This window comes from Senegalia massiliensis (assembly GCF_900626135.1).
In the GTDB taxonomy this organism is placed as follows: domain Bacteria; phylum Bacillota; class Clostridia; order Tissierellales; family SIT17; genus Anaeromonas; species Anaeromonas massiliensis.
Map to the genome: position 1 here is coordinate 1,907,030 of NZ_LR130785.1, position 12,575 is coordinate 1,919,604.

Sequence of the window (12,575 nt, forward strand, 5' to 3'; positions counted from 1 at the left end):
ACCCCCTAACCAAATCTACCTGTAATATAATCCTCTGTTCTCTTATCTTGTGGATTTGAAAAAATATCTGCAGTTTCCCCAAACTCTACTAATCTTCCCATTAAGAAAAATGCGGTGTTATCAGATATTCTACCTGCTTGTTGCATAGAATGAGTTACTATAACAATAGTATATTTATTTTTCAACTCTTCTATTAGTTGTTCTATTTTTGATGTTGCTACAGGGTCAAGTGCAGAAGTTGGTTCATCCATTAATAATACATCTGGCTCCATTGCTAATGCTCTAGCAATACATAACCTTTGCTGTTGTCCTCCAGATAAAGACCATGCTGAAGAGTCTAATCTATCTTTTACCTCATCCCATAAAGCAGCATCTTTTAAACTTGTTTCAACTATTTTATCTAATTCTGATTTCTTCTTAATACCATGTCTTTTTGGTCCAAAAACTACATTTTCATATATTGACTTTGGAAATGGATTTGGTTTTTGAAAAACCATACCTACTCTTTTTCTTAAATCAACTACATCAACCTTATGTGAGTATATATCTTTTCCTTCGTATAATATTTCACCCTTATGTTTAGTACCATCAATAAGATCATTCATTCTATTAATTATTCTAATAAATGTAGACTTCCCACATCCAGAAGGTCCGATTAAAGCTGTTACTTTTTTATCTTCAATTTTCATATTTATATCACTTAGAGCTTTAAATTCTCCATAATAAAAATCTAAATTTTTAATATCTATTTTAACTGCCATATCTAATCCTCCAATTCTATCCTTTTATTCTACTTTGGTATTTATTTCTTAAAATTATTGATATAGCATTTGCTCCTAACAATAATATTAGTAATACAATTATTCCACCAGCTGCTAAATCATGAAATTCAGCTTGAGGCATTGTTGACCAATTATATATCTGCATTGGTAATGTTGTAAATTTATCGAATATACTTTCAGGAGTAAACGCTATGAACGTTACAGCTCCTATCATAATCAATGGAGCAGTTTCTCCCAATGCTCTTGCTATTGCCAATATAGAACCTGTCAGTATACCAGGTAAAGAATAGGGTAATACTACTCCTTTGATCACTTGCCATTTAGTAATTCCTAATGCATAAGCTCCATATCTAAGTTCCTTTGGAACACTTTTAATAGCCTCTTGGGAAGATACAATAATAATTGGTAATATCAATAAAGTTAATGTTAATCCACCTGATAATATACTTCTTCCAAATCCAAGTGTATTTACAAATATACCTAGACCTAATATTCCAAATACGATAGAAGGTACTCCTGCCAAATTAGATATATTCAATTTTATAATTCTTGTTAATAAGCTTTTATCATCAGAATATTCTTCTAAATATAGTGCAGTTCCTACTCCAATTGGAAATGAAAAAATAATAGTAACAAATATAACCCATATACTACCTGTAATTGCTGCTTTTATTCCTGCTTTTTCTACAAACCTAGAAGTAAAATTAGTAAAGAAGTCTAGATTTAACCACTTTGTTCCATCTTTAAAAATATCAAATAACAATATAAATAGTACAATTAACGCAAATAATGTTGTACCAAAGACTAATCCATGAAAAAATTTATCTATTAACTTTCTTTTCTTTAGATTACTCATTAATATTCCTCCCTATATTTCTTAATTATCATTCTAGCTATGATATTCATTAATAATGTAATTAAGAATAATAACATCCCCACTGCAAATATAGTTTTATATATAAGACCTCCATGAGTTACATCTCCAGATGCAACTTGTACAATAAAAGAAGTCATTGTCTGAACACTTTCTAAAGGATTTAAAGTTAATATAGGAGTAGACCCAGCTGCTAGTGTAACAATCATTGTTTCTCCAATTGCTCTAGAAATAGCTAAAACAAAAGATGAAATTATACTAGATAGTGCAGCAGGAATAACCACTTTTGTAGAAACTTCAAATTTAGTAGCTCCAAGAGCATATGCTCCTTGTCTAATTTCATCTGGTACAGCCTTCATTGCATCTTCACTTAATGATGAAATCATAGGTATTATCATAATTCCTACTGCAATACTAGCACTTAACGCATTAAACACATTTATATCAGGAAAAATATTCTTTAATATAGGTGTTATAAAGGTTAATGCAAAATATCCATATACTATAGATGGGATGCCTGCTAATATTTCCAATAAAGGTTTTACTATTTTTCTTGTTTTATCTGAAGCATATTCGCTTAAATAAATTGCACTTCCAAGACCTATTGGAATAGCCACTATACTCCCATATATTGCTATCATTAAAGTGCCTAATACAAGTGGTAATACCCCAAATTTTGGATTAGCAAATAATGCAGTCCATTCTGTACCAGTTAAAAAATCTTTTATACTAATTTCTTGAAAAAACAAAAAAGTTTCTTTGGATAATATAACTATTATTCCAATTGTTGTTAATATAGATATTGATGCTAATATCATTAATATTTTAGGTATTATTTTTTCTTTTATTTTTCCTCTTTTAAATGTCTTATTACTTGACTTAATTGATGTATTTTCATATATCATAATAAATCCTCCCTCTTTCCATTAATACTTCAACATCATTATATTTCATTTAGAGAATACTGTTGTTTTATTGGAGTTAATATTATGTTAATTCTAAGTTAACTTTAATAAAAAAATAAAATAAGAATCAAATTAATTTGATTCTTATTTTAAATATATTATTTTAATTTATTTAATTCTTCCTCATATTTTTCTTTTGATAATGGTACATAGCCTGTAGAAGGAACTATTTCAGTTGCATTACTTATATAATAATCTACAAACTCTTTTACTTGATTTTGATTTTTGTAATGATCTTTATTTACATATATAAATAACGGTCTTGATAATGGAGTATATTTTCCACTTTCAATATTTTCAGGTGTTGGTTCTACTCCATTAATTGATAATGCTTTTAAGTTATCTTTATTTTCTTCATAGTATGCGTAACCAAAATATCCTAATGAGTATTTATCTCCAGAGATACCTTGTACTAATACATTATCGTCCTCACTTGCAGTAAAATCAGTCCTTATTGCTCCTTCTTCTCCGTTTATTGCTTCTGTAAAATAATCAAATGTTCCTGAATCTGTTCCTGGACCATATAATTTAATTTCCTCTTCAGGCCATTCTGGATTAACATCACTCCACATTTTAACACTACTATTAGGTTCCCATATTTTATTTAAATCTTCAACTGTAATATCATCAATCCAATCATTATTTGGATTTACTACTACTGATATACCATCTAGTGCTACTTTCAACTCAGAAAACTCTACATTATTCTCTTCAGCTTTTTTTGATTCTTCTTCTTTAATTGGTCTGGAAGCATTACTTATACTTGTATCTCCAGTAGTAAATCTTTTCATTCCACCACCTGTTCCTGAAACCCCAACTGTAACTTGTACATCTGGATTACTTGCTTGAAATTCTTCAGCCATTGCCATTGTTACAGGATATACAGTTGAAGATCCATCAATTTCTACTTCCCCATTTAAATCTGCTGATGTATCATCTGATTTATTTTCATCAGTGCTGCACCCTGCAAATAATAATAAAGATACAATTGATACTAAAATTAATGTTAATTTTGAATTAAGTAATTTCTTCATATAAATCTCCTTTCAAAAGTTAAGTTTTATCTAACAATTAGAATTATAGCATCTTATTTAAATTAGTATGTTGTCTATAAGTTAATTGGATGTTAAATAAGTGTTAATAGTCTTTATATTGAAGTTATCACATATATAATGTATAATTTTATAAGTATGTAAACACAATATATTTGTTGAAAGGAGATTTATATGAAATTAGGCATAGTAGGACTTCCTAATGTAGGAAAGTCAACATTATTTAATGCAATCACAAAAGCAGGTGCTGAATCTGCTAATTATCCATTTTGTACAATAGAGCCTAATGTTGGGGTAGTATCTGTACCAGATGAAAGACTAGACAGGTTAACTGAAATTTTTTCTTCAGAGAAGAAAATTCCTACTGCTATAGAATTTTTTGATATTGCTGGATTAGTAAAAGGTGCTAGTAAAGGTGAAGGCTTAGGTAATAAATTTTTATCTCATATAAGAGAGGTTGAAGCAATTGTACATGTAGTAAGATGTTTTGAAGATGAAAATATCACTCATGTAGAAGGTAATATAGATCCTTTAAGAGATATTGAAATAATTGATTTAGAGCTAATATTATCAGACTTAGAAGTAATGAATAAGAGACTTTCTAAGACAGAAAAACTAGTTAAAAATGATAAGTCTTTATCTAAAGAGTTGAAAATCTTACAGAAAATAGTTGCAACTTTAGAGGAAGGTAAACCAGTAAGAAAGTTAGAGTTTGATTTAGAAGAAGAAATCTTTGTGAAAAGTTTGAATTTATTATCAAAAAAACCTGTATTGTATGCTGCTAATATTTCAGAAGATGATATTGTAAATAACAATGAAAATAAATATCTTACTAAATTAAAAGAGTACTCAAAAGAAGAAAATTCCGGACTTATTACTATATGTGGTAAAATTGAATCAGAAATTGCTGAGCTAGAAGAAGAAGAAAAAGAAATGTTTTTAGAAGAGCTAGGCTTAGAAGAGTCTGGTTTAGATAGATTAATAAAAGCAAGTTATGAACTTTTAGGTCTTATTTCTTTCTTAACTGCTGGTCCTAAAGAGTCTAGGGCTTGGACAATAAAAAAAGGTTCTAAAGCACCGCAGGCTGCTGGAAAAATCCATTCTGATATGGAAAAAGGATTTATACGAGCTGAAATAATAAGTTTTCAAGATTTAAGTAATTCAGTAAGTATGGTTAAAGCCAAAGAACAAGGTTTGGTTAGACTTGAAGGAAAAGATTATATAATGAATGATGGAGATGTAGTAGTATTTAGATTTAATGTGTAAAAGATAGTCCTTAAGGGCTATTTTTTATGCATAAATATCTATTAACATTCCTTCTATTTCACCAACTAATTTCAATATTTTCAACTTATTATCTTCTTCATTTAATACATTATCTGTTATTTCAATAAGTTTTTTATCTACATTTTCAACTATTTTTAATATTCTAGTTCTACCTCCTCTTTTATTTAATTCTAATCCTGATTGCAAAGCAGTATCTAATAACTCTTTAACCTTCTTTTTATAATTTAAAAGATTTATTATAGTTCTTTTATTTGCCAACTTTTTTCCTGACTCTGTAATATCTGATATCATCTTATTTATTTTTTTAGAATTGAGAACATTCGCCTTTTTATCTATAACCTCTTGAAAAGAAGTTTCAGTATTATTATTTTTATAATTGACTGGGTTAACATTTGTATTTGTAACTCTACCTATTTTCACTATAATCCTCCTAAAATACATTATATATAACATAACTTAATGAGCACTCCATATAATATATCGACATATTTACATTTTTATTTAATTATACTTTAAAATAAGTCAGGTCATTTTGACCTAACTTATTTTTTAATAATCTGAACTTCCCTTTTCTCCTTTTACTATTGAAACTGATGAACTAGCCCCAATTCTATTAGCACCTGCTTCAACCATCATTGATGCCGTCTCAATATCTCTTACTCCACCAGATGCCTTAACACCCAAGCTATCTCCTACAACTTCTCTCATAAGTTTTACATCATGAGTAGTTGCTCCTCCAGTTGAAAAACCAGTTGATGTTTTTACAAAATCAGCTTTTGCTTCCATTGCTAATTCACATGCTTTAATTTTTTCTTCATCTGTAAGTAAACATGCTTCTATTATTACTTTAACTGTTTTATTCTTTGATGCATTAACTACAGCTTGAATATCCTCTTTAACTAAATCATAATTTTTATTTTTAAGAGCTGCTATGTTTATTACCATATCAATTTCATCAGCGCCATTTTCTGTTGCTTTTTCTGTCTCATATGCTTTAACCTCTGGAAGAGTATTTCCAAGTGGAAATCCCACTACAGAAGTTACTTTTACATTACTTCCATTTAGTTGTTCTGATACATATTTTACATAATTAGGATTAACACAAACTGAAGCAAAATTATATTCTTTAGCTTCTTCACATACTTTTTTTACTTGTTCTTCTGTAGTATCTGGTTTTAAGATTGTATGATCAATTATTGATGCTATTTTATTCATAATATAACCTCCATCATTCAACTAGTTCTACTATTTGCCCATTCTTAACTCCACATGCATTTCCTTCTTCTACATCTACATGCATTTCAAGAGCATAATTTTCATTAACTCTAACTAATACATTATCAAAAGTTAATCCTCTTTCTCCTGGAACTTTGACTCTAACTATATCATTATCTTTTAATCCAAACTTTTTAGCATCTTTAATATGCATATGGATATGACGAGAAGCTGCAATAATTCCTTTACTAATTTCAACTTCTCCTTTAGGTCCTACAATTTTCCCACCAGGAGATTCTTCTATGTCTCCTGAATTTCTTACAGGTGGTTTTATTCCTAATTTGAATCCATCTGATAAAGATATTTCTGCTTGAGTCTTATTTCTTGCTGGACCTAATACTCTAACACCTTTTAATTCTCCCTTAGGTCCTATAATATCAACTTTTTCTTTTGATGCAAATTGTCCTGGTTGAGAAAGATCCTTTAATTTATTTAACTTATAACCTTTTCCAAAAAGTCTTTCTATATGCTCATTAGTCAAATGAATATGTCTATTTGATAAAGCAATAGGTAATTCTTTTTTCACTATAATTCCTCCCTTTAAATATTTCTAAAGTAATTATATTGCTTTTGTATACAAAAAGCAAATAATTACCCAATAAAAAGGCAAGAAAATATTATATATAAAAAAATTTTAATATTTTTTGTTATTTGCTTTTTGTCAATTTATTAAACACTTTTAACAATACTCTGCTCATAAAATAAAGAGCTGGTTTTGGATCTGAAAAACTCCATGTTGATGCCACATTTTTAAATGAAATATCTTTTATTATTTTTGATAAGCTCATTTGACCTGTTTTTAAATATTCCCTTACTGCAAATAAGTCTTCATACATATAGAGAAATGTATATCCTAAATCTTCTTCTACACTTTTAGATTCAGGTAATTTATCAGTCATTTCCATATAAGTAATATATGGAAAATTAAGCCCACAATTATATAACATTTCATTAAAATTAATTATTCTTACATTTACTTCAATTAAATATATAACTCCAGTTTTTTCATCTCTTTTTAATTCAATCTCTGAAAACCCTTTAAATTTTATTCCTTCTAAGAATGGTTTACATATATCATGTAGTTCAGGTATATACTTCTGCTTTGCATAAGTAGATGCTCCGAAATTTATAGGCCATTGTCTTATTTTATAAGCAGTGGTCCAATGTGTTACTTTTGATTCTTGATTCAAATATGCATCATAACAATAACAATTGCTTTCTGGACCTGGAATTATTCTTTGAATAAGTATTTCAAAATCATCATCATGACACATTTTTACCTTCTCAATTAATTCTTCTTCTCTTTCAATTATAAAAACTTTATTTCTATATTTGCGTACAAAGGAAGCAGAATCCATAGGTTTAATAATACAAGGATATCCTATTTCATCTCTAACTCTTTCAACTAAATTTTCTTCTTTAGAATTTATAGTTTCAGGTACCTTTACATTGAATTTCTGAGCTAATAAACTCATGGTATATTTATCCATGACCTCACTCCAAAATCCTTTTCTATCCATAGGAAATAGATAATACTCTTTTAGTTCATAAAAATATTTATCAATAAATTCTACATAAGGGTCAGAAGACGGAAATAATACAGGTTTGTAGTCTTGATTTTTAGAATAATTTATTAAAAACTCTAAAAATCTTTCAGGTTCCTTGCCATAATGTGGTGCTATTAAATGTTCGTCTAAATATTTTGATCTTGAGCCATAGCTATCTTCCTTTGTATAATCTATGGCTGTAACTTTCACACCTTTTCTTCCTAAGGATCTAATTATGCTAAGTCCTATGTAATAATTTGCTCCTAATACAACTGCTCTATTTTTGTAATTAATTTTAATCACCTTCCTAATTTCTAATTATTCATTTGTTTAGTCTTTATTATATTATTTAAATTCATTAAAGTCTATCAACTTATTTAATGTTTTAAAAAAGTCTGGATAGGATGTTTTTATGGAATTTATATTATCTATATTACTTGTACCTTTTGCTTTTAAAACTGCTATTATCATGCTCATAACTATCCTATGATCACTATAACTTTTCACATTAGCAGCTAAAAAATTATTGCTCCCATTTATAATCATTCCATCATCCGTTTCTTCTATATTTATTCCCATAGAAGATAAGTTCTGTACTGTAGAAAAAATCCTATTACTTTCTTTTACTTTTAATTCACTAGCATTTTTTATTACTGTTTTTCCTTCTGCACAAGATGCAGCCACAGCAATAATCGGTATTTCATCTATTAATCTAGGTATAATATCTCCTTTTATTTCTATACCATTAAGCTTAGAATATTTCACTTCCATATCTACTATTTCTTCATTATTCTCATTTCTACAATTAAATATTTTTATATTCGCTCCCATAGCATTTAATACATCAATTATACCTCTTCTTGTAATATTGTATCCTACATTCCTTATTATAATATGTGAATCTTTTAAGATTAAAGCACCTACAATAAAAAAAGATACAGAAGATATATCACCAGGAATAATTACTTCCTTTGCTAAAGGTTTAATTTTTGAGTTTATACTTATAATATTATCCTTTTGGACTATGTCTACTCCAAAATACTTCATCATTCTCTCTGTATGATCTCTAGACCTATAAGGTTCTATTATTTTTGTTATTCCTTTAGCATATAGTGATAAAAACATAATTGAAGATTTTACTTGAGCACTTGATATATTTTGTTTGTATTTAATTCCATTTAACTCATTAGATGGTAGTATATTTAAAGGAGGATAATTACCATCTGTTGACTTTATATTAGCCCCTATCATAGATAATGGCTCTATAATTCTTTTCATAGGTCTTCTCTCTATAGAATTATCACCAGAAATTTTTGTGGGAAATTTTTGACCTGAAAGTATTCCTGAAACTAGCCTTATGGTTGTCCCAGAATTTCCCACATACAAATCTTTAGTAGGTTTTTTCAATCCATTTAGACCTACTCCTCTGACTTTAATGATTTTATTATCAACTTTTATATTTACTCCCATGTCTTTAAAAATATTAATAGTATTAATACAATCCTCTGAAAATAAAAAATTATGAATTATAGTTTCTCCTTCAGAAATAGCTCCTAACATTATAGCCCTATGAGATATTGATTTGTCTCCTGGTGCTATTATTTCACCTTTTAATGTTATATTACCGCCTTGTATATTCACTTATATATCCTCTCCTAAAGATTTCTTAATCAACTCTTCATCTATTTTATTCTCATATATTTTCACTTTACCATAACTAATAGGTAAAATAAATACTATATTTTCATTCATGTTTTTTTTATCTAATTTTATATTTTCCATTATTACTTGTTTTTCTTGTTGAGTAAATATATTATCTTGAGTTATTTTCTTTACTAATTGTTTTATTTCTTGATAATATTTTGTTGATATAAATCCTAACTCTTTAGATATATAAGCTTCTGATAACATTCCTAATGCCACAGCTTCACCATGTTTAAATCTTTTAAAATTATCAAGTGATTCTATTCCATGACCTATTGTATGTCCAAAATTTAATATTTTTCTTTTTCCTTTTTCAAAGGTATCTACTTTTACAATATCTTTTTTTATTTCTAATGATCTCTTTATTAATAATTTAATTAGTTTAAAATCCATATTTCTAATGTTATTTATATTATGTATAATATCTAATAACTTATAATCTGATATAATTCCATATTTTATAATTTCAGCTAATCCAGATTTAGTATCACGTTCACTTAATGTTTTTAAAGTATCTATATCAATTATAACTTTTTTAGGTTGATAAAAACTACCTATTATATTTTTTATGTTATTAAAGTTAACGCCTACCTTTCCTCCAATACTACTATCTACTTGTGATAATAATGTAGTTGGTATCTGTATTAAATTTATACCACGCATGTAAGTTGCTGCTACAAACCCTGCAAGATCTCCTACAACTCCACCTCCAAAACCTATTATTAATGATTGTCTATCAAACTTTTCTCTCAATAATTTGCTATATATATCTCCAGCCATTTCTAATGATTTACTACTTTCACCAGCTGGAATTATATAATAATATACTTTAAAATCTTTTAAAGAGTTTAATACACTATCTAAATAAATTTTTCTTACATTATCATCTGTAATAATGAGTATTTTTTCTTCATTATATTCCTTTATATAATCATTTAAAGTTTTGTAAATATTATTTTCTATATAAATATTATATTTATATAGTTGAGAATCTACTTGTAATTTCAATATGATGACCTCTCTTTCAATTATTTATATAATTATAATAATTGATTTTTATTTCATCTATACTATCTCCTCCAAACTTAATCAACAATTCTTCTGCAAGTGTCCATGCTAATATGCTTTCACCTACTATACTAGCAGCAGGAACTGCACATACATCAGCTCGTTCTTTATGTGCTAATACTTTTTCCTTAGTATCCATATCTATACTTTGTAAAGGAATTCTAAGAGATGGTATAGGTTTCATATATGCTTTAATTTCAATACTTTCACCATTAGAAATTCCACCTTCAATTCCTCCAGCATTATTAGTTTTCCTATAATAACTACTATCATAAAATATCTCATCATGAACCTTGGAACCTAGATTTTTAGAAGAGTTTACACCATCTCCAATTTCAATTGCTTTTATGCCTTGAAGACTCATAATTGCAGCTGTTAGTTTACCATCTAATTTTTTGTCCCATTGTGTATGACTTCCAAGTCCTATAGGTATATTTGTTGCTAATAATTTAAAGGAACCCCCTAAAGTGTCACCAGCCTCTTTAGTTTTATCAATCATTTTAATTATTTTTTCCTCTAGCTCTTTATTTAATACTCTCATTATAGAATTATCTGATGTTTTAATTTTATCTATATTATACTCTTTTTCATCTATTAAATTTCCAATTGAAGTAATATAACTATAAATATTTATATCAAATTGTTTAAGTAAAAGTTTTGCAACACTTCCAATAGCTACTCTCATAGCAGTTTCTCTAGCACTAGATCTTTCTAATATATTTCTTAAATCTTTCTGATTATATTTAATACCGCCTGCAAAGTCTGCATGTCCAGGTCTTGGTTTTGTTATAGATTCTTTTATTCTTTTTTCAATATGCATTTTATCTATCCAATTTTTATAATCTTTATTTTCTATGAAAAAAGTTAATGGACTACCAATTGTAACCCCACCTCTTACTCCAGATAATATATTTATTTCATCACTTTCTATTTTCATTCTATTTCCTCTACCATAGCCTTTTTGCCGTCTTTTTAATTCCATATTTATAAAATCAACATCAATTCTTAGATTTGAGGGTATTCCATCTATTATTCCAATTAAACCTTTTCCATGAGATTCTCCTGCCGTTAAAAATCTTAACACTTTATCACCCCTAATATATATTAAAAGCTGCCAAAGGCAGCTTTATTTAGCATATTTAAAATATTTTGAAAGCATATATATTATTATAGTATCTAATGGTATAGTAACTAAAGCTGTAAGTACTCTAAAAGGAAATATAACAATAAAACCAAAGTCATATAACATTATAAGCCATACAGTATTAAGTATTAAAGATATTATTATAGTTCTTATAGATACTACAAATATAAACTTGTCAAATCTATAGGACGAATTTTCATTTTTATATCTCTTATTTATAATGATTGGCAAATATATAAATCCTACCATTGCAATAAAATATATAATTAAAAATTCATAAGATATATCTTTCCCTGATTGGATATATATATATCCAGAAAGTAAAGAAAGTAAAATTACTATTAATCCATTTACTATTGTGTAATTTATAGATGTATTTTCTTTATTTCTATTTTTAAAAATATAATGATAAAATAAACCTGGTATAAACCCACTTAAGCCAGCTGACAAAGTAAAGCCTGGGAAATAAGGCCCCATGGGATTGATTAATACTCCAACTAAATCTGCAGTAACTCCTGTAAGGAATCCAACTAAAGGTCCAAACAATATACCTGATATCATAATAGGTACTCCACCAAATCCTATCCTAAGACCTTGTCCTCCTGCAATAGGTATAATTATAGATAATGCTCTTGTAAGAATAATACTTATTGCAGTAAGTAAACTTGCTGATACTAAACTTTTTGTATTTATTTTTTTCCCTTTCATTAATAAAACCTCCTTTTTTTAGTAATATAGAGTCCCACAACTAAAGAAAAGAGATCTTTAATATTCAGCGGATGCGGCAAAATATCGCGGTTAAACCTTCGTTCAAGAGCTACTTCCCATCTCTTAACACTTAACGCACTTTACCTACTCTGATATTACAGCCCTTATT

13 protein-coding genes and 1 riboswitch are annotated in these 12,575 nt (G+C 27.8%); of the genes, 1 reads left to right on the forward strand and 12 read right to left on the reverse strand.

The window, feature by feature from the left end:
- Positions 1-5 precede the first annotated feature (5 nt).
- From pstB to E0D94_RS09660, 4 genes are all read right to left on the reverse strand, one after another.
- On the reverse strand, positions 6-761 hold the full coding sequence (gene pstB, locus E0D94_RS09645; protein ID WP_130807255.1) for a phosphate ABC transporter ATP-binding protein PstB: 756 nt from the start codon (positions 759-761) through the stop codon (positions 6-8).
- Positions 762-777: 16 nt separating this feature from the next.
- Positions 778-1,638, reverse strand: a complete 861-nt coding sequence (pstA, locus tag E0D94_RS09650) for a phosphate ABC transporter permease PstA (protein WP_130807256.1) — start codon at positions 1,636-1,638, stop codon at positions 778-780.
- Complete coding sequence (gene pstC, locus E0D94_RS09655; RefSeq protein WP_130807257.1) at positions 1,638-2,561, reverse strand: phosphate ABC transporter permease subunit PstC; 924 nt, start codon at positions 2,559-2,561, stop codon at positions 1,638-1,640. The genes pstA and pstC overlap by 1 nt, the downstream gene beginning before the upstream one ends.
- Before the next feature lie 158 nt (positions 2,562-2,719).
- Positions 2,720-3,655 (reverse strand): PstS family phosphate ABC transporter substrate-binding protein, encoded by a 936-nt coding sequence (locus E0D94_RS09660; protein WP_130807258.1) that lies wholly within the window; start codon positions 3,653-3,655, stop codon positions 2,720-2,722.
- 192 nt (positions 3,656-3,847) lie between these two features.
- On the opposite strand from E0D94_RS09660, the gene ychF reads away from it, so the two are divergent.
- Positions 3,848-4,939 carry a redox-regulated ATPase YchF gene (gene ychF, locus E0D94_RS09665; protein ID WP_130807259.1) on the forward strand — a complete coding sequence of 364 codons (1,092 nt, stop codon included), beginning with the start codon at positions 3,848-3,850 and terminating at the stop codon, positions 4,937-4,939.
- A gap of 24 nt (positions 4,940-4,963) precedes the next feature.
- On the opposite strand, the gene E0D94_RS09670 is transcribed toward ychF, so the two are convergent.
- From E0D94_RS09670 to E0D94_RS09705, 8 genes are all read right to left on the reverse strand, one after another.
- A complete protein-coding gene (locus tag E0D94_RS09670) occupies positions 4,964-5,380 on the reverse strand; it encodes a YaaR family protein (RefSeq protein ID WP_130807260.1) in 417 nt (138 codons plus the stop codon).
- Positions 5,381-5,509: 129 nt separating this feature from the next.
- Positions 5,510-6,175 (reverse strand): deoxyribose-phosphate aldolase, encoded by a 666-nt coding sequence (gene deoC, locus E0D94_RS09675; protein WP_130807261.1) that lies wholly within the window; start codon positions 6,173-6,175, stop codon positions 5,510-5,512.
- Positions 6,176-6,188: 13 nt separating this feature from the next.
- A complete protein-coding gene (gene pduL, locus E0D94_RS09680; RefSeq protein ID WP_130807262.1) occupies positions 6,189-6,761 on the reverse strand; it encodes a phosphate propanoyltransferase in 573 nt (190 codons plus the stop codon).
- 121 nt (positions 6,762-6,882) lie between these two features.
- Positions 6,883-8,085, reverse strand: a complete 1,203-nt coding sequence (locus E0D94_RS09685) for a carboxylate--amine ligase (RefSeq protein ID WP_207289690.1) — start codon at positions 8,083-8,085, stop codon at positions 6,883-6,885.
- 42 nt (positions 8,086-8,127) lie between these two features.
- A complete protein-coding gene (gene aroA / locus E0D94_RS09690) occupies positions 8,128-9,423 on the reverse strand; it encodes a 3-phosphoshikimate 1-carboxyvinyltransferase (protein ID WP_130807263.1) in 1,296 nt (431 codons plus the stop codon).
- Positions 9,424-10,494: a 3-dehydroquinate synthase gene (aroB, locus tag E0D94_RS09695; RefSeq protein WP_165442921.1), complete on the reverse strand. Its 1,071-nt coding sequence runs from the start codon at positions 10,492-10,494 to the stop codon at positions 9,424-9,426. It abuts the gene before it with no gap.
- Positions 10,495-10,510: 16 nt separating this feature from the next.
- The gene (gene aroC / locus E0D94_RS09700) at positions 10,511-11,638 is read right to left on the reverse strand and encodes a chorismate synthase (RefSeq protein ID WP_130807265.1); all 1,128 of its coding nucleotides are present in this window, start codon (positions 11,636-11,638) and stop codon (positions 10,511-10,513) included.
- 42 nt (positions 11,639-11,680) lie between these two features.
- Positions 11,681-12,406: a folate family ECF transporter S component gene (locus tag E0D94_RS09705; protein WP_130807266.1), complete on the reverse strand. Its 726-nt coding sequence runs from the start codon at positions 12,404-12,406 to the stop codon at positions 11,681-11,683.
- A gap of 63 nt (positions 12,407-12,469) precedes the next feature.
- A riboswitch (THF riboswitch) is annotated at positions 12,470-12,560 on the reverse strand.
- Positions 12,561-12,575 lie beyond the last annotated feature (15 nt).